This window comes from Aeromonas sp. R10-1 (genome assembly GCF_040908465.1).
In the GTDB taxonomy this organism is placed as follows: Bacteria; Pseudomonadota; Gammaproteobacteria; order Enterobacterales; family Aeromonadaceae; genus Aeromonas; species Aeromonas caviae.
The window spans coordinates 72377-93351 of the sequence record NZ_JBFODT010000023.1 but is presented as its reverse complement, the minus strand read 5'-3'; the positions used below and the strand labels follow the sequence as shown (position 1 = coordinate 93351).

19 protein-coding genes and 1 other RNA gene are annotated in these 20975 nt (G+C 63.0%); 5 read left to right on the top strand and 15 right to left on the bottom strand.

Annotated features, from left to right (window positions below):
- Window positions 1-224: 224 nt before the first annotated feature.
- The 5 genes from gcvH to AB5Y93_RS10780 all read right to left on the bottom strand — a co-directional run bounded on the left by gcvH (window position 225) and on the right by AB5Y93_RS10780 (window position 5471).
- Entirely contained in the window at window positions 225-614 is a 390-nt protein-coding gene (gene gcvH, locus AB5Y93_RS10800; protein ID WP_010675081.1) for a glycine cleavage system protein GcvH, read from the bottom strand.
- 76 nt (window positions 615-690) lie between these two features.
- Window positions 691-1788 (bottom strand): glycine cleavage system aminomethyltransferase GcvT, encoded by a 1098-nt coding sequence (gene gcvT, locus AB5Y93_RS10795; protein ID WP_010675082.1) that lies wholly within the window; start codon window positions 1786-1788, stop codon window positions 691-693.
- 381 nt (window positions 1789-2169) lie between these two features.
- Complete coding sequence (locus AB5Y93_RS10790) at window positions 2170-3390, bottom strand: FAD-dependent 2-octaprenylphenol hydroxylase (RefSeq protein ID WP_368229324.1); 1221 nt, start codon at window positions 3388-3390, stop codon at window positions 2170-2172.
- Between the two features lie 100 nt (window positions 3391-3490).
- The gene (gene ubiH / locus AB5Y93_RS10785) at window positions 3491-4714 is read right to left on the bottom strand and encodes a 2-octaprenyl-6-methoxyphenyl hydroxylase (protein ID WP_368229323.1); all 1224 of its coding nucleotides are present in this window, start codon (window positions 4712-4714) and stop codon (window positions 3491-3493) included.
- A 187-nt stretch (window positions 4715-4901) separates the two neighbouring features.
- On the bottom strand, window positions 4902-5471 hold the full coding sequence (locus AB5Y93_RS10780; RefSeq protein ID WP_042864005.1) for a UPF0149 family protein: 570 nt from the start codon (window positions 5469-5471) through the stop codon (window positions 4902-4904).
- Between the two features lie 173 nt (window positions 5472-5644).
- Here AB5Y93_RS10780 and zapA point away from each other — a divergent pair, with 173 nt between their 5' ends.
- Together zapA and ssrS are read left to right on the top strand one after the other, a co-directional pair.
- Window positions 5645-5977: a cell division protein ZapA gene (zapA, locus tag AB5Y93_RS10775; protein WP_010675086.1), complete on the top strand. Its 333-nt coding sequence runs from the start codon at window positions 5645-5647 to the stop codon at window positions 5975-5977.
- Window positions 5978-5993: 16 nt separating this feature from the next.
- Window positions 5994-6176, top strand: a non-coding RNA gene (gene ssrS, locus AB5Y93_RS10770) — 6S RNA.
- Window positions 6177-6309: 133 nt separating this feature from the next.
- On the opposite strand, the gene emrD is transcribed toward ssrS, so the two are convergent.
- The 8 genes from emrD to AB5Y93_RS10730 form a co-directional block, all read right to left on the bottom strand.
- Window positions 6310-7509, bottom strand: coding sequence for a multidrug efflux MFS transporter EmrD (emrD, locus tag AB5Y93_RS10765; RefSeq protein ID WP_368229322.1), 1200 nt, complete (start codon window positions 7507-7509; stop codon window positions 6310-6312).
- 271 nt (window positions 7510-7780) lie between these two features.
- Window positions 7781-9211, bottom strand: a complete 1431-nt coding sequence (locus AB5Y93_RS10760; RefSeq protein WP_368229321.1) for an ABC transporter ATP-binding protein — start codon at window positions 9209-9211, stop codon at window positions 7781-7783.
- Complete coding sequence (locus tag AB5Y93_RS10755) at window positions 9208-10014, bottom strand: ABC transporter permease (RefSeq protein ID WP_010675089.1); 807 nt, start codon at window positions 10012-10014, stop codon at window positions 9208-9210. The genes AB5Y93_RS10760 and AB5Y93_RS10755 overlap by 4 nt, the downstream gene beginning before the upstream one ends.
- Window positions 10015-10016: 2 nt before the next feature.
- On the bottom strand, window positions 10017-10979 hold the full coding sequence (locus tag AB5Y93_RS10750) for an ABC transporter permease (RefSeq protein WP_039038749.1): 963 nt from the start codon (window positions 10977-10979) through the stop codon (window positions 10017-10019).
- On the bottom strand, window positions 10976-12502 hold the full coding sequence (locus tag AB5Y93_RS10745; RefSeq protein WP_324040843.1) for an ABC transporter substrate-binding protein: 1527 nt from the start codon (window positions 12500-12502) through the stop codon (window positions 10976-10978). Before AB5Y93_RS10745 ends, AB5Y93_RS10750 begins: the two co-directional genes overlap by 4 nt.
- A 195-nt stretch (window positions 12503-12697) precedes the next feature.
- Window positions 12698-13360: a glutathione S-transferase family protein gene (locus AB5Y93_RS10740; protein ID WP_113977567.1), complete on the bottom strand. Its 663-nt coding sequence runs from the start codon at window positions 13358-13360 to the stop codon at window positions 12698-12700.
- 31 nt (window positions 13361-13391) lie between these two features.
- Window positions 13392-14000, bottom strand: a complete 609-nt coding sequence (locus AB5Y93_RS10735) for a glutathione S-transferase family protein (protein WP_324040844.1) — start codon at window positions 13998-14000, stop codon at window positions 13392-13394.
- 120 nt (window positions 14001-14120) lie between these two features.
- The gene (locus tag AB5Y93_RS10730; protein ID WP_045524385.1) at window positions 14121-14576 is read right to left on the bottom strand and encodes a hypothetical protein; all 456 of its coding nucleotides are present in this window, start codon (window positions 14574-14576) and stop codon (window positions 14121-14123) included.
- A gap of 200 nt (window positions 14577-14776) precedes the next feature.
- On the opposite strand from AB5Y93_RS10730, the gene suhB reads away from it, so the two are divergent.
- Entirely contained in the window at window positions 14777-15580 is an 804-nt protein-coding gene (suhB, locus tag AB5Y93_RS10725; protein WP_039038754.1) for an inositol-1-monophosphatase, read from the top strand.
- Between the two features lie 100 nt (window positions 15581-15680).
- Here suhB and AB5Y93_RS10720 read toward each other — a convergent pair whose 3' ends face one another.
- Together AB5Y93_RS10720 and AB5Y93_RS10715 are read right to left on the bottom strand one after the other, a co-directional pair.
- Complete coding sequence (locus tag AB5Y93_RS10720; RefSeq protein ID WP_368229320.1) at window positions 15681-16556, bottom strand: OmpA family protein; 876 nt, start codon at window positions 16554-16556, stop codon at window positions 15681-15683.
- Window positions 16557-16624: 68 nt separating this feature from the next.
- Window positions 16625-18598 (bottom strand): methyl-accepting chemotaxis protein, encoded by a 1974-nt coding sequence (locus tag AB5Y93_RS10715; protein WP_201972144.1) that lies wholly within the window; start codon window positions 18596-18598, stop codon window positions 16625-16627.
- 145 nt (window positions 18599-18743) lie between these two features.
- Here AB5Y93_RS10715 and rnt point away from each other — a divergent pair, with 145 nt between their 5' ends.
- Both rnt and AB5Y93_RS10705 read left to right on the top strand, forming a co-directional pair.
- A complete protein-coding gene (rnt, locus tag AB5Y93_RS10710; RefSeq protein WP_010675098.1) occupies window positions 18744-19406 on the top strand; it encodes a ribonuclease T in 663 nt (220 codons plus the stop codon).
- 226 nt (window positions 19407-19632) lie between these two features.
- Window positions 19633-20955 (top strand): Na+/H+ antiporter family protein, encoded by a 1323-nt coding sequence (locus AB5Y93_RS10705; protein WP_042649311.1) that lies wholly within the window; start codon window positions 19633-19635, stop codon window positions 20953-20955.
- Window positions 20956-20975 lie beyond the last annotated feature (20 nt).

Sequence of the window (20975 nt, the reverse complement as noted above, 5' to 3'; positions counted from 1 at the left end):
TTCCTGGTAATAGGTCCTGGCATGACATCCTGATAACCAAGACCTGATGTTCCTGTAGCCGGTCGATACCGGCTCCACTCATGTTCTGTGTCCGCCGCGGGCAGACGGGGAATGCGGCAAGGGCATCCCGAAGGCACAAAGGCTGCGCCCATCCTGCAACCGCCATGGCCGCAGGATGGCAGTCATACAAGTGGGCCCTGCTGTGTTGGCAGGGCCCGGGGGCATTACTCTTCGTCCACCACGTTCTGGTAGCCTTCGGCATCCAGCAGGTTGGCGAGCTCGCCCGCGTCGTCCAGCTTGATGCGGAACAGCCAGCCGGCGCCGTAGGGGTCGGAGTTGACCAGCTCGGGGCTGCCTTCCAGCTCTTCGTTGACGGCCAGGATCTCGCCGCTCACCGGGCTGTAGATGTCGGAGGCAGCCTTGACGGACTCCGCCACGGCGCAATCTTCACCGGCGCTCACCTGCTTGCCCACTTCCGGCAGATCGACGAACACCATGTCCCCCAGCAGATCCTGGGCGTGCTCGGTGATGCCGACCACGGCTTCACCGTTGGCTTCAACACGGACCCACTCGTGGGAGGTGGCATATTTCAGTTCGCTCGGGATATGGCTCATTTGTGCTTCCTTTATGCTCTTGGATCGCTTCAACAAAAATGGGGCGGCGAAGGTCAACCCTCGCCGCAATCAATGATTACACCAGCGGCTGGCCGTTGCGCACGAAGGCCGGCTTGGTGACTTTCACGGTGACCTGCTTCTTGCGGATCTCCACCTGGGCCTGTTCGCCGATATCGCGGGGCACCCGCGCCAGGGCAATGCTGTAACCCAGGGTGGGCGAGAAGGAGCCGGAGGTGATCACCCCTTCCCGTGTCTCGCCGCTCTCGCTGGTGAAGGTGACCGGCATGCCGGCACGCAGCACGCCCTTTTCTTCCATCACCAGACCCACCAGCTTGGGCTGGTTGCCGGCGGCCTTCTGGGCTTCCAGGGCGGCGCGGCCGATGAATTGGCGGGAGGCAGGCTCCCAGGCCAGGGTCCAGGCCATGTTGGCGGCAAGCGGAGAGATTGACTCGTCCATGTCCTGACCGTAGAGGTTCATGCCCGCTTCCAAGCGCAGGGTATCACGGGCACCCAGGCCACAAGGGGCCACGCCGTTGTCCAGCAGGGCCTGCCACAGATCGCACGCCTTCTCTTGGGGGACCACGATCTCGTAGCCATCTTCGCCGGTGTAGCCGGTGGTGGCGATGAAGAGATCCCCGGCCTGCACACCGAAGAAGGGCTTCATGCCTTCGACCGCCGCATTCTGCTCGGGGGTGAACACCTTGGCCGCCTTGGCCTTGGCGTGGGGGCCCTGCACCGCGATCATGGCAAGCTCGGGGCGCTCGGTCACGCTCACGGCAAAGTCGATGGCGTGATGGCGGATCCAGGCCAGATCCTTCTCGCGGGTGGCGGAGTTCACCACCAGGCGGTAGAAGGTATCGGTCAGGAAGTAGGTGATGAGGTCATCGATGACGCCGCCTTCCGGATTGAGCATGCCGCTGTAGAGGGCCTTGCCGGGGACGGTGAGTTTGGCCACGTCGTTGGCCAGCAGGTGTTGCAGGAAGGCTTTGACCCGCTCGCCGGTCAAATCGACGATGGTCATGTGGGAGACATCGAACATGCCTGCATCGGTGCGCACCACATGGTGCTCTTCCAACTGGGAACCGTAGTTGATGGGCATCTCCCAACCGTGGAAGTCCACCATCTTGGCACCCGCTTCCAGGTGTTTCGGATGCAATACAGTAGTCTGGATCATCGCTGTGTTTCCTTAAGCGTTCGCGACAACACTCGCAATCCGCCCCGGCTCGTCGGGAACTACGGACCACAAGCTCTGTGCTCGTTCCCGCCCGGGCGGGCAGGAGTGATTCCTTGAACGGAGCGGATTATATGACAAGCGTGCCGGGGCACCGCTCAAAAAAAACTAATCCTCACCCGACTCACTGACACCAAACACTAAGGCAAAAACAGTGATAAAAACAGCCAAAACCGCGCCATTGCGGGATTTAATGTTGATTTTTACCGTCCCGTCACAATTTAAAGAAAAACGTTTCGCTTCTCGCCAACATTAAAGGCTGACCCCCCAAAGGGTCATCTCGCCCTGTCAGATTAGTTTTTTTGTTAAAACCCCGGGGTAAGATTAGATTTTTTCACCCTTGGCCAGGGTGGGCAGCTCCCCATCCAGCCCCATGGCGGCCCGGATCATGCCCTGCTTGAGGGGGCCAAGACCGTCGACGGCGCGAAGCCCCACCCCGCGCACCAGCTTCTTGAGGGGGTTGCTGCCCGCAAACAGTCGCTTGAGCCCCTCCATGGCCGCCAGCATGCGCGCCGCCTCGCTCTTGCGCCAGCGCTCGTAGCCCCGCAGGTTGGCGAGCAGGCCGATGTCCGCGCCCTTGCCGTGATGAATGAGGATCTGCTCCGCCAGAGCGGCGGCATCCAGCAAGCCCAGATTCACCCCCTGCCCCGCCAGCGGGTGGATGGTGTGGGCCGCATCCCCCACCAGCACCAGGCGCTCGCGGGCAAAGTCGCGGGCGTAGCGGGCGGTCAGCGGAATGGCGCTGCGAGCCCCCTCCACCTTGCACAGCCCGAGGCGCCCATCAAAGGCGGCGGTGAGCTGGCGGTTGAAGCCGTCGTCATCCAGGGCGCAGAGCGCCTCAGCGCGGGCCGCGGGCACAGACCAGACGATGGAGCAGAGGTCGGGCTGCCACAGGGGCAGGAAGGCGAGCGGCCCCTGGGGGGTGAAGATCTGGCGCGCCACCGCCTCATGGGGCTCGGCACAACGCACCGTCGCCACCAGGGCGTGATGACCGTAATCCCAGCTGGTGAGCGGGATATCGGCCTGACGGCGCACCCAGGAGTGGGCGCCGTCGGCGGCCACCACCAGCTTGGCCGAGAGGGCCTGGCCATCTTCCAGCAGCAGCAGGGCGCCCGCTGGCCCGCACTGCAGGCTGGTGGCCCGGGCCGGAGTCAGCATCTGGATATTGCTGGCCCCCGCGATGGCGTCCAGCAGCGCAAGCTGGATCACCCGGTTCTCGACGATGTGGCCAAGGGACCCCTGACGCAGGCTGGCAGCATCGAAATCGATGTGGCCGAAACTGTCCTGCTCCCACACCTGCATCTTCTCGTAGGGCTGCAGGCGGCGCGCCACTATGCCGTCCCAGGCGCCGACCCCTTGCAGGATGTGCTGACTCGCGAGGCTCAGGGCACTGACCCTGTTGTCCGGCGTCTCACCGAGCGTTGCATCGGGCAGCCGGCCTTCCACGATGGCCACCTTGATCGCCCGGTTCTTGAGGGCGGCAGCGAGCCCCAGGCCCACCATGCCCCCCCCCACGATCACCACATCCACATCTTGCATCTGCATTCTCTTGTGTCCTTTCCGGGCGAGTCGCCAGGATCTGCGAGGCGACGCCCACAGGCGTGCCTCTTGCTCGAAATCGTCTTTGCCGCCGGGGCGACTGCTCTTATTGACCGCACACCTCGCCCACGAATCCCAGGGTGCGGGAGGCGAGCGGTGCCTTGAGCCAGGGCACTCTGCCCATCAGGGAGAGCGCCAGATTGCGGCCCACCACCAGGGGAGCGTGATGGTTTGAGAAGAGCTGGGCCAGGGAGGACGTGAGCCAGACGGTCTGGGCCTGATCGTCCCGCCGCTGCTGCCAGTAGCCGCTTAGCACCTCAAAGCCGCCGATGTCTTCCCCCGCCGCGAGTGCACGGGCCAGGGTCCGGGTCAGCACGTCCAGATCCCGCATGCCGAGGTTGAACCCCTGACCGGCGATGGGGTGCAGCAGGTGGGCGGCGTTACCCACCAGCACGGTGCGCTGGGCCAGCGGGTAGTCGGCCACCGTCAGCACCAGCGGATAGAGGTGGCGCACGCCGGTACGCTCGATGCGCCCGAGGCGCCAGCCAAAAGCCTGCTGCAGACGGGCGAGAAAGGCGGCGTCATCCAGTGCAAGCAGCCCCTGTGCCTCGTCCTGCGGCACGCTCCACACCAGGGAGGAGAGGCCGTCCTGCATGGGCAGCAGGGCCAGCGGCCCTCCATCGGTGAAGCGCTCGAAGGCCCGTCCGGCGGGATCCTCGGCGGTCTTGACGGTGGCGATGATGGCGCTCTGGCCATAATCGTGGCGACTGACCGGCATCTTGAAATGCTGGCGCACGAAGGAGTGGCCCCCGTCGGCCGCCACCAGCAGCCGGGTGCGGTAGCGCGCGCCGCCCTCCAGGGCGAGCGTCACTCCCGCCTCGTCGGGGTCGATGGCCTCAAGCCTGGCCGGGCACAACATACGGATCTGCGGGCAGGCGGCGATCGCCTCTTGCAGCACGATGCCCGCCGCCGACAGCTCGATCACCTGACCGAGGGCGGGCAGGCCATACTCCGCCGCCGACAGCCGGGTCTGGCCGCAGTGGCCCCGATCCGACACATGGATATGGGTGATGGGGGAGCAGTGGGGCGCCAGGTGCGGCCAGAGGCCGTGACGGGCCAGTGCCTCGCAGGTACCGGCGGAAAGCGCGATGGCACGGGCATCGAAACCGGGATGAGCATTGAGCTCGGGCGCACTCGCCTCCAGCAGCAGGATCTGCAGGGGGGCGCCATCCTGTCCTTTCAGGGCGGCAAGGGAGAGGGCCAGCACGGCACCGCTCATACCACCGCCGACGATAGCCACGTCGACGTGAACCAGATCAGATTGAGACATGAGAAGAGGGCATAGGCGAAAAAACGTGGGCCAATCCTACCACAAAGGTGGCGGACGGGATGCGAAGCCACGGGCAAAAAACCGCTTTGGCACCACGGGTTAGCAGAGTACCTCCCCTGCTCTCGCCCCTTGTAAAACAGAAAGAGCGCCGTGATGCGCTCTTTCATTGACCCGCTGGGCGGGCAGATCAGTGCAGGGTCGGCGGCGTGCTCGGCGCGGCCGGGCGCTTGCCAAATTCCTCGAACGCCATCATGACTCCGAGGCGCACGTGTTCGTAGAGCACCAGGAAGGAGGCTTCGTTCTCTTCATCTTCCTGATCGAACTCGGCAGAGACCTGGGTGATGCTGGCGATGTCCTGAATCATCTCCTGCAGCTCTTCGGATGCCTTGGAGAGCTCCTGTTGCACCACGCCAAAGCCGGCCAGGAAGGCCTGGGACCAGTCCACCAGCGAGTCGATGCGCTCATCGAGCGGCGCCTCGTCGCTTGGCAGCAGCAGCTCGACGCCCTTTTGTGCCATCAGACTCTCGATCACCTCGTGATAGAGGTCGGTCATCACCTGGCGCACCGGTGCCGGCAGACCGAAACCGTCGTTGATCAGATCATTGAAATGGGGCTGCCAGCTTTTGTCGTCCAGGGCCACGCCACCGCACACCAGGCCGCAGATCACGCCATGGGCCTCGACGGCCGTCGCCATGAGGTCGTGCTGTGCCATCAGGTCCGCCACGGCGGCGTATTTCAGGGGGTTTGTTTTGCTCATCTAGGATCCGCTCAAAGTTCAGGCAAATATGCAGAATTTATGGCCGAGATCCTAGCATTCTCCCCCTGCCAGAGCCAGCAAGGCCTTGAAACTTCTGCATCTGCGCTATATAGTCCCGCCCAGTTGTCCACGTGGATATAGGCGGAAATCAGCCCCGCCGTATTGAGGAAGGCATGAGCATAGAGGCCGTAGAAATCGTCATTCTGGGACGTCCCTACAAGGTGTCCTGTCCCCTGGGACAACAAGATGCCCTGCGCCAGGCCGCCGACCAGCTGACCGACAAGCTCATCGAGCTTCGTCAACGTTCCAAGGTCTCCAGCAACGAACAGCTGGCCGTCATGGCAGCGCTCAATTTCTGTCATGAGCTCTGCCTTGAAAAAGAGAAAAACCACCAATACTCTGAGACCATGGACAAGCGGATCAAGATGCTGCAACGCACCATCGAAGCCGCCTTGATCGAGCACGGACAATACGGTGAATCCAGCGAAGAGGCACAACAGCCCTAATCGCACCGAGTTTTGAAATTCCCTGGAGTGTTTGTCAGCCGGTTCAAGTCCCCGAGCCGATATTCATACCAAACAGGGGGTCTGCCTTCTGGCTATTGAGCATGCTCGGCCCGACCGAGAAGCCTGCGGCCAGATTAGATCTCCGCCTTGAACCGACGGTTCAAGGGCCCAAACCGGCAACGGCATCTCCGGGGTACCTACCCAAAAAAGCCCGTCATCACGACGGGCTTTTTCTTTGCCTGCGCGGCAACCCCCTTCCACTCGTCTGCGGCGTCTCGCCACCCGGCAGGAGGCAGTAAAAGACCCGCCAACGGGGCGGGCTCTTGGCCGTGTCAGACGGCCATCTGCTCGTGGGGCGCACCGTGGTGGCGCAGCCATACAAAGCTCAAGGCCACGATCAGCACCATCACCGTCATGATGGCCCCCAGGGTCACCTGCCCCGTCATCGGGAAGCTGGCGGCCAGCAGGGTTACCACGCCAGCCCCCAGATTCTGCATGCCCCCGAGCACGGCTCCCGCGGTGCCCGCCTGGCCCGGGAAGGGCTCGATGGCACAGGAGGTGGCGGTCGGATAGAGAATGCCGCTGCCAATGAAGTAGACCGCAGCCCCGCCTACGAGGGAGGCAGCGCTCACCATGCCGAGCAGCCCGGGTACCAGGATGATGAGCGACCCCAGGGCCAGGAAGGCGATGCCAAGGCGCATCAGCTTGCCCTGGCTCAGGCGAAAACTCAGTCTGGCGGAGAGCCAGGCGCCGAACAGATAACCGGGCAGCGGCAGCACGAACAGCACGCTGACGGTGCGGGCACTCAGCTTGAGCACGTCCCCCAGCAACACCCCGGCCGCCGCTTCGAACACCGCGAGGCCGGCAAAGGTGGCCATCAGACAGAGCAGGTTGCCCTGAAAGCGCGGGTTGCCGAGCACATGACGATAGGCGGCGCCCACCCGCAGCGAATGCTGGCGGGCGGATGCTGGCAGCGTCTCCCCAAACCAGGCCAGCAGCGCCAGGGTGGTCAGGGCACCAAAACCGAACAGGAACCAGTAGCCGGCACGCCAGTTGAACAGCTCGGTGAGCCAGCCGCCCAGCACAGGTGCCAGCAGAGGGGAGAAGATGACCCCCATGCTCACCAGGCTGTTGGCACGGTTGAGCTCGCCGCCACTGTAACGGTCGCGCATCACGGTCCGGCTCATGGCACCCCCTGCCCCGGTGCCCAGCCCCTGGATCAGGCTGCCCGCCAGCAGGGCGGTGAAGCTCGGGATCAGCTGGATGGTGAGGGTGCCGACCAGGAAGATCATCATGCCGATGATGAGCACAGGACGACGACCGATGCGATCCGACAAGGGGCCATAAACGAACTGGGAGAGGCCGTAGGGAATGAGATAGCAGGCCATCACCGCCTGCAGCTGGCCGGAGGCCACATGGAAGTCCCCCGCCATCATGGGAATGGAGGGCACATAGAGGGTCTGGGTCATCTGACCCACGGCGACCATTAGAATGGTCAGGAAAAACAGGGGATAGAAGCTGTGCCGATACATACTGTCGTCCGAAAAAGATCAAAAAGCCGCCACCCTCCGGGCAGGGATCTGCAGGAGGTGTCTGACAAAGGTCGTTGAAGAGGAACAAGGCGGAGGACCCGCACCCGCCAGCAGCAGGACGCTCTCTGGCTTACGACAATATTAGTGATTCATATCACAAAAAACGAACGAAACTTTATAATCTGCTTACCCAAGTTTTTCTAATGCGACGGGGCCCAAGGCCCCGTCACTGTCATCTCATCATGTGAGAAGGATTCATCCTGTCCCCTCTTTACCCCACTCTTCTCACCTCGGCCGACGCGCCTTCGAACATGGGGGTACCCGCCTCCCCCAGTCTCAGACAACGAGGAGCAACCTTGCCGGCCAGCCCCTCGTCATGGGTCACCAGCAGCAGGGCGCAGCCTATCTCTCCCAGTTCCTCAAGCAGACAGGCGATGGTCTGTTGCTGGCTCAGGGGATCGAGCCGGGACGTGGGCTCATCGGCGAACAGCAACACGGGGCGCAGCAACAGGGCCCGGATAAGCGACAGCCGCTGCAGCTCCCCCCCCGAGACCTGGTTTGGCAGGCGCGTCAGCAGCCGTTCATCCAACCCCAACCGGGCCAGATAGTCGACAAGCCGATGGCGAGGCAGCCTGTGCAGACGCAGCACATCATCGAACTGGGTGGCGAGGCGCACCCGGCTGGCAAAGGCCTGCACCGGATCCTGATAGAGCTTCTGCCAGCGGCAGGGGGCTACCTCTTCCCGGCGCAGCACCTCTCCTTGCAGGGGGCGTTGCAGACCTAGCAGCACGTTGCCGAGGGTGCTCTTGCCCGCGCCGCTCGGCGCCATGATGGCCATTCGCTCCCCCTGCGCCAGGGCAAGGTCGAGCCCCGTGAACAGGGGTTGATCCCCATATCCCATGGCAAGCCCCTTCCCGCGGATGAGCCAGTCACCGGTAGGAGGGACGACCGCCTCGGGCCAGGCGGAGGGCTCCGCCGCCAGCAGGGCCCGGGTATAGGCATGGGATGGCGTGTGCAGCACACGCTCGGCGGGCCCCTGCTCCACGATCTCTCCTCCCTTGACCACCAGCACCCAGCCCCCCAATGCGCGAGCCAGGGAGAGATCATGGGTGATGGTCAGCAGATGGCGTCCACGGGCCAGGTAGCCCAGCAACGAGGCACCCAGCCTGACTGCGGCCCGGCTGTCGAGCCCCTTGGTGGGCTCGTCGGCCACCAGCAGACGGGCCTCCCCCAGGGTGGCGGCGGCAAAGGCCGCACGCTGGGCCATGCCTCCCGAGAGCTGGTGTACAAAGGCGCCCTCCCGCCCGGCCAGTCCAAGCCGCTCGAGGGCGGCGCGGGCCCGCGATCGGGCCTCCTTGCCGCCTGGCAGCCACCCCTCCTCCACCTGGGCAAGCAACCCCATGGTGGGATCCAGCGCCAGCACCGGCTCCTGGGGCAGCATCGCCAGCTCCCGCCCCCAGAGAGTACGCAGGCGAGGCGTGTCGGCCAGGTTGTGATGGCGGCCACCCGACACCATCTCGCCCCGGCCTGCCAGGGGGGCTGGCAACGTCCCCATCAGGGCATGAGCCAACAGGGATTTGCCCGAGCCGCTCTCCCCGATCAGGGTCAGGGCGGTGCCGGGATGAATGGTGAAATCCAGCGCCTGCAACAGGGTTTTCTGGCCATCATCGACCTGCAACCCCTTGATATGAATGGCCGTCATGAGGTGGCTCCTTGTGAAGATGGCATGTCAAGGCCGCGCGTCTGATGAAGCAGCACCAGAGCCAGCAACATCAGCCCCATGACAAGAATGGGGGCCAGTAACAGACGGGGAGCCTCCTGATAGTGGGGCAGCGCCTCCGTCATCATCAGCCCCAGCTCGGGCGTGGGCGGCTGAATGCCCACTCCGACAAAGCCCAGGGTAGAGAGGGTTAGAATGGCCCCCGCTAGGCCGAAGGCCATCATGGTGAGCAACTGGGGGGCGAGCTCGGGCCAGAGATGGCGCCGCACTACATGGGCATGGCCGAATCCCAGCAGACGGGACGCCTCCACCTGGGGCGAGGCGAGCAGCCCCCGGCTGCGGGCACGCACCACCCGGTAATACTCCACCCACTGGGCCATGGCCAACCCGAGATAGAGGATGGCAAAGCCACCCTGGGCCATGGCGGAGAAGAGCAGCACCAGCAACAGGCCTGGCAGGGCCAGCACGCCGTCGGCCAGGCTGCGCAGCAGACCGTCGACCCAGCCGCCGCGCCAGGCCGAGAGCCAGCCCAGCAATGACCCCAACAGCGCCGCCGTGATGACGCACAGCAGTCCCAGCAGCAGGGAGAGCCGGGTCGCCGCCGCGAGGCGCGCCATCAGGCTGCGCCCCATCTGATCCCGCCCGAGGGGCTCCTGCCAGGAGGGATCAGCCAGAAACTGTGCCAGATCCTGAGCCGCCGGATCGGGCCAGAGCACGGGGCCCAGCAGGGCAAACAGCACCACCAGCAGGAGCAGGCCCAGCCCCGTTTTGACAGACAACGACATGATCAGGACTCCTTGGGACCACGGGGGTCAATGGCAAGACAAAGCAGATCGGTAAGGGTATTGAGCAGCACGAAGAGCACCGCCAGCACCAGCACGGTCCCCTGAACCATGGGGATGTCGCGCCAGAAGATGGCGTGCACCAGCGCATGGCCGATCCCGGGCCAGGCAAACAGGCTCTCGACCACCACGACCCCCTCGATGAGCAGCACCAGCTGCACGCTGGTGTAGGCGATGATGCTGACCCCGGTGTTGCGCAGACCGTGGCGCCAGAAAACCCGGGCCGGCGAAAGCCCCTTGGTGAGGGCAAATCGGTAATAACCGGACTGCACCACGGTGAGCACGCTTTCACGCACCACCCGGGAGAGCACGCCGGAGAGCCCCAATCCCAGGGTCAGGGCGGGCAGCAGCAGGTTGCTCCCCTCCCCGTGCCCTGCCGCACTGACCCAGCCCAGCTCCACCGAGAGCATCACCATGAGCACCAGGCCGAGCAAGAAGGGGGGCAACGCACGCATCAGCACGCTCCAGCCCAGGGTCAGGCGATCACACCATCCCCCCGGGCGCAGCGCACTCAGGCTGCCAAGCGGCAGCGCCACCACCAGCGCCAGCACCACGGAGGCGCTCGCGAGCGTCAGGGTGGCGCCCAGGTGATGACCCACGTCGGTGGCGACCGGTGCGCCCGTCACCAGGGAGCTGCCGAGATCCCCTTGCAGCAAGGCCCACAGCCAGTCGCCAAAACGGGCAAGGGCCGAGCCGGCCAGCCCCAGCTCGCTGCGCACCGCGTTGGCCGCCTCGGCGGTGACATAGTCATAGCCATAACGACCCGCCGCGATGCGAAAGGCGATGTCTCCGGGCAGGGACTGCACCATCAGAAAACAGAGTCCGGCCACCAGCAGGGCAACCACCAGCGCCTGCACCAGACGCTGACCCAGTATCCCCATGACGCGAGACAAGGGTGTCGCTGTCATCGTGCGCTCCATGTCAACTTGTCCAGGCCATAGCTGCGCTCCTGGGGATCGAGTTCAAACCCCTCCAGCCCCCGACTGACCGCCGCGCTCTGGCGGTACCAGGCGATGGGCAGGAGCGGCAACTCCTGTTGCAGTGTCGTGGCTATCTCCCGGCGAGCCGCAGCGGCGTCTGTGGGCGACAAGGCTTGCGTGGCAAGGCGGGTCAGTGTTTGCGTCACGGCCGGGGAGTGCCAGTTCATCACCCCCCAGTCCGCACCGGCAGGGGCCAAGTCCCCCAGCAACGTGACCAGGGGATCCGGTACCAGGGCATAATTGCGGGCGTAGAGACCAAGCTGGAGCGAGCCGTCCTGATGGCCCGCCGGGATCTCGCTCGAGTTGCCCACCGCCACCTTGAGATCCACCCCCACCGCCTTCCACTGTGCCTGCAGTGCCGTGGCGAGGAGCGGCAGCTCCGGACGGTCAGGGAAGGTACGCAGGGTCAGGGCGAAGCGCTCTTCCCCCTTGCGCAGCACACCGTCCTCCCCCGGCTGCCAGCCTGCCGCCGCGAAGGCCGCCCGGGCCGCCTTGACGTCATAGGCAAGCGGCGTCAACCCGAGCTGGTGCCACTCCCCCAGAGTGGGAGGAAAGAGCTGGGTTGCCGCCATCTCGGGATCCCGCAGCAAGGCGGCTGCCATACCACGACGATCGATGGCGAGACTCAGGGCACGGCGCACCACCGGATCGCTCAGACGAGGATCGGCGCCATTGAGCTTGAGCTGGATGGTCCGAGGCAGGGTGACCGAGGCGATGGAGACCCGTGACGCCTGCTGCAAGCGGCGGATGCTGACCGGATCCAGCCCCCAGGCGATGTCGGCCTGACCGCTCTCGGCCATCAGGGTGCGGCTCTCTGCACGCCCCACCGTCAGGTAGCTGACCTCCTCGATTGCGGGCCTGGCCCCCTGCCAGCCGTCGAAACGCACAGTCTCTATCCGCTGGGGTTGTTGCAGGCGGGTGATGCGGTAGGGGCCAGAGCCTATCACCTGGGTTACCTCCCCCTTGGCATCGTAGGCGGCCTTCGCCAGGATCTGGGTGCTGGGGTGGGCCAGCACGGCCGGCAGGGAGGCGAAGGGTTCGCTCAGGGTGACCTTCAAGACGCCATCTCCAGCCTCGATGGACGCAATGGGAGCGCTGGTCATCACGCCGGGCTTGCGCCAGGCCTGTTGCAGGGCAAAAGCGGCCTGCTCGGCGCTCACCTCGCTGCCATCGTGAAAACGGGCCCCGGGGCGCAACGTGAATCGCCATTGCAGACCGTCATCGCTACGCGACCACTCACTGGCAAGCCCGGGTTGCAGATTGCCTTTCCCATCGACATCTACCAGGGTCTCCGCCACCTGCATGCGAGTAAAGAAGACCCCGTTGCTGGCGGGGTCGACACTGTGGATCTCCCAAGGCCCCACCATGGCAAGCGGTTTGCCGTCGGCTGCAGTCGTTCCTGCCATCAGAGCCAGGGCGAACCACCCGGCTGCGGTGCATTTTTTTGTCATCCTTTCCATCCAAGCTTCATGTTCATCAACCAAAGAGATGGCGTTATAACATAACAATTAATCAGGAAGAATGACTTTTGATTTTTGATAAATGGCTTATTTGAAAGACAAAAAGCGACTGCGATGCAGATCGTCAAACAACGGGGAGTCAAAGGGGAATAAAAAAGATGGCCCGTCAGGGCCATCATGATGGCGTCAGCGAGTCACCATCTGCTGCGCCCGCTTGACCTGATCCTCGGGGCTCTCATTGCGCGGTGGAATGGTGATGCCCTTCTGGCAGGCGGGCCTGGCTTCCATGCGTGCCATCCAGGCCTGCAAATGCACCAACCCATCAATGGAGATACCACTCCAGTCGTGGATGCGCACCCAGGGCCAGGTAGCGATATCGGCGATGCTGTACTCGTCCGCAAGATACTCATGGTGTGCCAGATGACCGTCGAGCACCTCGAACAGGCGTCGCCCCTCCTTCTGGTAACGCTCGATGGCGGCCGGGATCTTCTCGGGGAAATAGCGATAGAAGACGTTGGCCTGCCCCATCATGGGACCGACGCCCCCCATCTGGAACATCAGCCACTGGATGGCCTGGGAGCGACGCTTGGGATCCTGCGGCAGCAACTTGCCGGTTTTTTCCGCCAGATAGATAAGGATAGCGCCGGACTCGAACACCGCGAAGTCACCATTGTCCCGATCGACGATGGCCGGGATGCGGCCATTGGGGTTGATGGCCAGGAACTCGGGCTTCTTCTGCTCCATGGTCGCGAAATCAAGGGGAATGACCTTGTAGGGCAGCCCCAGCTCTTCGAGGGCGATCGACACCTTGAACCCGTTGGGCGTGGCGGCAGTATACAACTCTATCATCTTGGACTCCTTGAACGTTCAGAGGAAAGGATCAGGCCTGGGCGCTGGACCGGGCACTCACCCGGTCATGCCAGTCCTGCAAACGGGGCTGTTCGGGGGTGATACGCAGGCCAACCACCTTGCCAAAATCAATGGTACAGAGGGCAAGAATGTCGGCGATGGTGAAGCGCTCCCCCGCAATATAGGGCACCTCGGCAAGACGGGCATCAAGCTTGTCAAACCAGATCTGAGCCTGTTGCTTGCACTCCTCCCCCCATTCGGGGAAGACCCGCTCCCGGTCTTTGTAAAAACCGGTGATATGACGAAACGCCATACCGGTCGGCAGCCAGAGGTTGAACTCGATGAAGCGACTCCACATCTCTATGGTGGCGCGCTCCAGCGCGGTACTGCCAAACAGGTTCGGCTCGGGGTGGAGCTCTTCAAAATAGCGGCAGATGGCCAGGGTTTCACTCAGACAGGTTCCGTCATCGAGTTCCAGCACAGGAATGCGCCCGGCCGGGTTCTTGGTCAAAAAGGCGGGCGCCAGGTTTTCCCCCGCCCCCAGGTCGATCTGTTGATAGTCCATCTCGATCCCCTTCTCCGCCAGAAACATTCTGACCCGACGGGCATTGGGGGCTCGTCTCAGCTCATAAACCTTCATGTCACCTCCGTCGACGAACACACAGTGAGCCGCTGCACAGGCCATAGCAAAGCGGCACAATATCGGTCAGTTATGACAAATATTGTGCCCCTTGAACAGCCCGCATCGAGGGGGAGATGATTAGCTGCTCAGTACCCCTGGTTGGCGCTGGCGCAGCAAGATAAGACGGGAAAGCAGCGGGAAATAGGATTCAAACTTGCTTTGCAGCACCAGGCTGCAGGCAGGATCCGCCAGTTCGGCCTCATCCAGCAGAATGCCGTTGGAGACAAAATAAAAATGCGGATCCCGGACATCCGGCCCCTGTGGAGCATGTTCATACTGTCGATGCACCAACAGGGGAAGCACCGGCAATCCCAGTGCACTGCCTCCTGCAGGCCAGAGCGGAACAGGCCAGGCAGCCCCCTCTTCTTCCAGCAGCAGGATCGCCGCTTCGTCCTTCGACGGTTGCCACTGCTGGGGCTGCGCCACCCGGACCTCGGTGACATAATCGCTCTCTTCGCTGGCGGCACGCAGTGCGGCCAACACACCCAGAGTCGTCGGCGACGACGGTTTCTGACTGACTAATGACAGATTCATGGCTCATATCCCTATGCTCACCACAGCCTGTTATCCGGCTGTCGCGATAAGACTAGTTGATTACAGGTCTTTATTGGAGCCGTCAGATCTGTCAGTCACCACCCTGACCGAATGAGGGCATAGCAGTTGCTATTCCCAAATATCTTGGTAAGATGTCGCGTCCTTTTATCCCCCGTTCTTTAACATCCAGTGGTGAACCTATGCATCCGATGCTGAATATCGCCGTGCGCGCTGCGCGCAACGCCGGTCAAGTAGTAGTAAAAGCCTTTTCTCAACCCGAGAACATCGAGGTTATCCAGAAAGGCAGCAATGACTTCGTGACCAACGTTGACCGTGACGCCGAAGCGGCCATCATTCACACCATCAAAAAATCTTACCCGGAACACAGCATCGTTGCTGAAGAGTCTGGCGAGATTGCCGGTACCAATCCGGACTACCAATGGATCATCGACCCACTGGATGGCACGACCAACCTGGTCAAGGGCATTCCGCACTTTGCCGTTTCCATCGCTCTGCGCGTCAAGGGCAAGACCGAACAAGCCGTTGTCTACGATCCCATCCGTGACGAGCTGTTCACTGCCACCCGTGGCAGCGGCGCCCAGCTGAACGGCTACCGCATCCGTGTCGGCAAGGCCAAAGAGCTCTCCGGCACTATCCTGGCCACCGGGTTCCCGTTCAAGCAGAAGCACCACATCGAACCCTACCTGAAGATGTTCCAGAGCATGTTCATCGAGTGTGCAGACATCCGTCGTGCTGGCTCCGCCGCGCTGGATCTCGCCTATGTGGCCGCTGGCCGCGTCGACGGTTTCTGGGAAATCGGCCTGAAACCCTGGGACACCGCCGCCGGTGAGCTGCTGGCCAAAGAAGCCGGCGCCATCGTCACCGACTTCGTCGGTGGTCACAACTACGAAAACTCCGGCAATATCGTGGTGGCCAACCCCCGCGTGCTGAAAGAGATGCTCGGCAAGATCCGTGAAAACCTGCCGGAATCCCTGGCCAAGTAATCCCGGATACCCGTGAAAAAAATGCCAGTCGGTTCGCCGACTGGCATTTTTTATTCCTGACTACAGCGAAAATCCCGCCCCTCTCGATGACTCAACGGGATCAGATAGTGCCGTTGCGTCCCATGTTGATCACCACCCGGCGGTTCTTGGCTCGGCCAGCTTCCGTTTCGTTGGAGGCCACGTGCTGTTTCTCACCGTGCCCTTCCACCGAGATCTTGCCCTCCTCGATGCCGAGATCCACAAACACCTGCTTGATGGCATCCGCTCGCTTCTCGGAGAGCTTCTGGTTTGGCCAGCGGCCGCCATAGCTGTCGCTGTAGGCGTCGATCACCACCACATCGATGCTCTTGTCTGCCTTCACATAGTCACCGATCATCGCCAGCCGCCGCTTGGAGGCCGGTGACAACTGATCGCTGTTCTTGTCATAGGAGAGCACGCTGAAGGCGATGTCGTTGAAGCTGTAGGGCAGCAAGCCACTCAGGCAGTCCATGAACGCCTGGTACTTCACCCTGAAATTGACCGACGAGAGCGATACCCGCACCGGCCTGTCCTGACGATACCAGTCGCGATACTGAAAAGTCGGCATACGCCCTCCTTCCAGCTCGTCCAGCATGGTCCAGGCGGTCTGCCCCGCCACCAGGCCGTCAAACTGCTGATAGAACTGCAACTGGCTGATCTGTCGCCCGGCCACCCCGGGACGCCAGCTGGGGGGCATGATCCCGAGGCTCACTGTCTGGGTACGCGCCTGGGGTCGCTGCCCCTTGAGCTCGAAATCCAGATTGATCTTGCGCCCGGCCCGGCTGACAAAGGCCCCGGTCCCCCAGCGGGGAATAGGATGCTCCAGCCTGCACTCCACCTGGGTATCAGAGGTCAGGCGCCAGACGGATTGATCCAGACCGGCGCCAAAATCGGTCACGCCCGCCTGCAACTGCATACTCACTGATATGCTGATCAACCCCAACACCCAAGCATTCAACGGCTTGTCCTCCACACTATCTCGAATTATCTATCGGCAGCGGCAGGACAAGCTTTAGGTCAAAACGTTCAGTGGGGGGAAGAAGGGGCCATCAGCTTGAAGCTGGCGATGCGTCCCGCCAGATCCCGGGCCAGGGCATCCAGTTCGGCACTGTGTTGTTGCAGGGTATGGGAGTGCTGGCGATGGGCCTCATACACGTCACGGATGGTCATCACGTTTTGCTGGATGTCGTCGGTCACGTAACGCTGCTCCTCGGTGGCGGTGGCCACCTGGGCCGTCATGTCGCTCACCTTGCGCACCTCGTTGACGATGTCGGTCAGCTCGCTCCCCGCCCGTTTGGCCTCCGTCACGCTAAGGCCGGCCTGTTCGGTGCCCGTGTGCATGGCAGCCACCGCCTCGTTGGCCCCCTGGCGCAAGCGGCCCAGCATCCGCTCTATGTCATCCGCCGCCTGCTGGGTACGGGAGGCAAGCGCTCTCACCTCGTCGGCCACCACTGCAAAGCCGCGCCCGGATTCACCGGCACGGGCCGCCTCGATGGCGGCATTGAGGGCCAGCAGGTTGGTTCTGTCCGAGATCTGCTTGATGAGGCTCAAGGCCTCCCCCACCGACTCGGTATCCCGATGCAGGCTGTCCACCAGGTGCCGGGTATCCACCAGCGTGCCCGCCACCTGCTGGATGGTGTGGATGGTCTGATCCACCTCCTTGTCACCCTGCTTCGCCCGGCCGATGGCCTGCTGAGTCGCCTGGGAGGTCTGGGTTGCGTTGCGGGCAATCTCCGCGACAGTCGATGCCATCTCGGTGGCGGCAGTCGCCACCAGATCCACCTGCCCGCATCCCCTGACTACGCCGGCATTCACCTCGGCAATGACCTCGGCCGAGCTGGCGGCGCTGCGTATCAGCACGTCACAGGAGTGGCGCACAGCCAGCAGCAAACTCTCCAGGTGCCCGAGGAAATGGTTCAGATCCCGCGCCAGGGCCCCCAGCTCATCCCCGGATCGCCAGTCGACCCGCACGGTCAGGTCGTTCTCCTGCACCAGGCGCTTGAAGGTCTGGTGCAGGGCCATGAAGCCCAGATGCAGATCCCGCACCACCCGCCAGCAGACGAAGGTGGTCAGGACGATGCACAGCAACACGCCAGCCGCCCCCCACCAGAAGTCACTGGCACTCCCGACCCGCATCTGTTCAACCCGCTCGAAGAGCTGTTGATAGAGGCTGTCTTCTATCTCCTTGAGCAGGCCTATCTTGTCGGTACTCAAGGCAAACCAGGCCTCCGCATCGACACCAAAACCGCCGCTTGCCGCCTTGTCCAGGGCCAGTTTCTCCATGGCGGCCACCTTGGCCACCACGGGTGAGGCGAGGCTGTCGTTCAGCAACTGACGCTGGGCTGGACTCGCCACCGCCTGGAAACGTTCGAGATAGGTGTTCTGGGCCGCCAGCAGGGAGATGAACTGCTGCAACAGCGCAGGCGTGAAGCTGTCACGGCCAAAGACGTTGCTGAGCGTCGCCCGCTCCAGCCCCGCACGCTCCTTGCTCTGCAGGAAGGCGGCGTAGGCATTGGTCTGCAGGGCGATGGTGGCATCCATGCTGTCGACGCTTATCTTGTCCACCACCGCCAGCAGGGCGGTCACGAGGCGGGTATAGAAGCCGACCTGTTCCGCCACCTCGACCCCCAGGGCGCTGACCCGCTCACGCATGGCGGTGAGTCCCGCCACTCCCTGCTGCACCTCCGTCAGAGCCAGCAAGGCAGGATCCTGATGAAAACGCTGCAACAGGCTGTCCACCACCTTGCGCTGGGCAGGCAGCGCATCGCGAAACTTGTTGCCGCCAGAGCCGAGGAAGCCGGCCGACATGCCGCGCTCCCGTTGCAGCTCATGGGCCAGCTGCGCCGCCTCCTTCACCACCGCCAGCGCGACCAGGGCGCCGCTCATCTCCTGTTCGACCCGATAACGTTCATAGACGTACCGGCCGGAGAAAAACAGCAGGGCCAACAGCGGCAGACAGACCACCAACATCATCTTGTGTGCCAATCCCAGCTTCTTCATCGTCCTCTCCCTCCATGGTTGACGTCGCCCATTATAAGCACAGGTGTTTCAAAATGGCCCTCTTGCCGTCCTATGGCGGCAGATAAGGGACAAGGGCACGCTTTTTTGCCATAATGCCGCCTCCTTTCACGCCGACCGAGATACCATGACCGACGCCGTTCACACCCTCAAGGGCCGTTTTCGCGGCTTTTACCCCGTCGTCATCGATGTTGAAACCGCCGGATTCAATGCCAAGACCGATGCCCTGCTGGAAATAGCCGCCCACACCCTCAAGATGGATGAGCAGGGCTGGCTCGTCCCTGACCAGATCTTCCATTTTCATGTCCAGCCCTTTGAGGGCGCCAATCTGGAGAAAGCGGCGCTGGAGTTCACCGGCATCGACCCCTTCAACCCGCTGCGGGGCGCGGTGGACGAGAAGGAAGCACTCACCGAGATCTTCAAGGGGGTGCGCAAGGGCATGAAGGAGCAGGATTGTGGTCGCGCCATCATAGTGGCCCACAACGCCACCTTCGACCACGGCTTCGTGATGGCCGCCGCCGAGCGGGCCGGCCTCAAGCGCAATCCGTTCCACCCCTTCGCCACCTTCGACACCGCCGCCCTCTCGGGTCTTGCCCTGGGGCAGACGGTGCTGGCCAAGGCCTGTCAGAGCGCCAATATCCCCTTTGACAACAAAGAGGCCCACTCGGCCCTCTACGACACCGAGCGCACCACAGAGCTCTTCTGCCACATAGTCAATCGCTGGAAGAGCCTGGGAGGCTGGCCTCTGGCCAACCCGGATGAAACGACGGACACCGAAGACGAGGGCTGAACACTCCCAGCCCCTGCCCAGACAGGCTGCCCATGGCAGCCTGTCTGCATGAGGGGACCTGTCTGGGCAAGGAAGAAGGGCCATTTTCCCGGTTCCCGTTCACCGCCAGCAGAAGATGCGTCCCTTGGCCGGGATCTGCCGATTTTTTTCTCGACATTTAGCCTGTTTTTCGCAAACTAGCTGGCTTTCATACGACTGACAGCAACACAATCCATAAGGAAATCAAATGAATCCTGTTGTTATCGCGGTGGCGCTGATGCTGGTGCTCAGCCTGCTGCGGATCAATGTGGTGGTCTCCCTCGCCATCGGTGCCATCGTGGGTGGCCTGCTCGGCGGACTCTCCCTCGAGCAGACCCTCAGCACCTTCACCGGCGGCCTGGGCGGCGGTGCAGAAATCGCCCTCTCCTACGCCATGCTGGGGGCTTTCGCGGTGGCCATCTCCCGCTCCGGCATCACCGATCTGCTGGCCCGCAAAGTCATCAACCAGCTCGGCAAGGATGCCAGCAGCACCCGCATTCTCTGGGTCAAGAGCCTGCTGCTCACCTCGGTGCTCGCGGTCTCCGTCTCCTCCCAGAACCTGATCCCGGTGCACATCGCCTTCATTCCCATCCTGATCCCGCCGCTGCTGCACGTCATGGCCCAGATGCAGATCGACCGCCGTCAGGTGGCCTGCGTCATCACCTTCGGCCTGACCGCTACCTACATGCTGCTGCCGGTCGGCTTTGGCGGCATCTTCCTGAACAACATCCTGGCCAAGAATCTCGTCGACAACGGCGTACCGGTGGAATTCAGCCAACTGCCCCTGGCGATGGCCATCCCGGTATTTGGCATGTTCCTCGGCCTGCTCATCGCCGTCTTCTTCAGCTACCGCAAGCCGCGTCAGTATGATCTGGAGAAGATCCTGGCCGCCGAACCCGAGACGGTCGAGCTCAATCTCAACCACATCTGGGTCGCCCTGCTGGCCATCGCCGTGGCACTCGGCCTGCAACTGATGACCAACAGCATCGTGCTGGGGGCGCTCGCAGGCTTCATCATCTTCACCTGCGGCGGCGTCATCAAATTCCGCGAGAGCCAGGATGCCTTCACCCAGGGTGTGCGCATGATGTCCCTCATCGGCTTCATCATGATCTCGGCCGCTGGCTTCGCCGCCGTCATGAAGGAGACCCACGGGGTGGAGAGTCTGGTGCAGTCCGTCTCCAGCATGATGGCAGGTCACAAGGGACTGGCGGCCTTCCTGATGCTGCTGGTGGGCCTGCTCATCACCATGGGGATCGGCTCCTCCTTCTCCACCGTGCCCATCATCGCCACCATCTATGTGCCCCTGTGCATCCACCTCGGCTTCTCGCCCATGGCGACCATCGCCCTGGTGGGCACCGCGGGCGCGCTGGGGGACGCGGGTTCCCCCGCCTCCGACTCGACGCTCGGCCCCACATCGGGCCTCAATGCCGACGGTCAGCACGACCACATCTGGGACAGCGTGGTGCCAACCTTCATCCACTACAACATCCCCCTGGTGATCTTCGGCTGGATTGCCGCCATGGTGCTCTAAGACCATCCCGAGCAGACAGA

Excerpts from the sequence above, each read along its gene's own strand:
- suhB (WP_039038754.1), top strand. The coding sequence starts at position 14,777 with ATGCATCCGATGCTGAATATCGCCGTGCGCGCTGCGCGCAACGCCGGT.
- AB5Y93_RS10740 (WP_113977567.1), bottom strand. The coding sequence starts at position 13,360 with ATGATAGAGTTGTATACTGCCGCCACGCCCAACGGGTTCAAGGTGTCG.
- zapA (WP_010675086.1), top strand. The coding sequence starts at position 5,645 with ATGAGCATAGAGGCCGTAGAAATCGTCATTCTGGGACGTCCCTACAAG.
- AB5Y93_RS10735 (WP_324040844.1), bottom strand. The coding sequence starts at position 14,000 with ATGAAGGTTTATGAGCTGAGACGAGCCCCCAATGCCCGTCGGGTCAGA.
- emrD (WP_368229322.1), bottom strand. The coding sequence starts at position 7,509 with ATGTATCGGCACAGCTTCTATCCCCTGTTTTTCCTGACCATTCTAATG.
- AB5Y93_RS10730 (WP_045524385.1), bottom strand. The coding sequence starts at position 14,576 with ATGAATCTGTCATTAGTCAGTCAGAAACCGTCGTCGCCGACGACTCTG.
- ubiH (WP_368229323.1), bottom strand. The coding sequence starts at position 4,714 with ATGTCTCAATCTGATCTGGTTCACGTCGACGTGGCTATCGTCGGCGGT.
- AB5Y93_RS10715 (WP_201972144.1), bottom strand. The coding sequence starts at position 18,598 with ATGAAGAAGCTGGGATTGGCACACAAGATGATGTTGGTGGTCTGTCTG.
- AB5Y93_RS10760 (WP_368229321.1), bottom strand. The coding sequence starts at position 9,211 with ATGACGGCCATTCATATCAAGGGGTTGCAGGTCGATGATGGCCAGAAA.
- AB5Y93_RS10745 (WP_324040843.1), bottom strand. The coding sequence starts at position 12,502 with ATGACAAAAAAATGCACCGCAGCCGGGTGGTTCGCCCTGGCTCTGATG.
- AB5Y93_RS10780 (WP_042864005.1), bottom strand. The coding sequence starts at position 5,471 with ATGAGCAAAACAAACCCCCTGAAATACGCCGCCGTGGCGGACCTGATG.
- AB5Y93_RS10750 (WP_039038749.1), bottom strand. The coding sequence starts at position 10,979 with ATGACAGCGACACCCTTGTCTCGCGTCATGGGGATACTGGGTCAGCGT.
- gcvH (WP_010675081.1), bottom strand. The coding sequence starts at position 614 with ATGAGCCATATCCCGAGCGAACTGAAATATGCCACCTCCCACGAGTGG.
- AB5Y93_RS10790 (WP_368229324.1), bottom strand. The coding sequence starts at position 3,390 with ATGCAGATGCAAGATGTGGATGTGGTGATCGTGGGGGGGGGCATGGTG.
- AB5Y93_RS10705 (WP_042649311.1), top strand. The coding sequence starts at position 19,633 with ATGAATCCTGTTGTTATCGCGGTGGCGCTGATGCTGGTGCTCAGCCTG.
- gcvT (WP_010675082.1), bottom strand. The coding sequence starts at position 1,788 with ATGATCCAGACTACTGTATTGCATCCGAAACACCTGGAAGCGGGTGCC.
- rnt (WP_010675098.1), top strand. The coding sequence starts at position 18,744 with ATGACCGACGCCGTTCACACCCTCAAGGGCCGTTTTCGCGGCTTTTAC.
- AB5Y93_RS10755 (WP_010675089.1), bottom strand. The coding sequence starts at position 10,014 with ATGTCGTTGTCTGTCAAAACGGGGCTGGGCCTGCTCCTGCTGGTGGTG.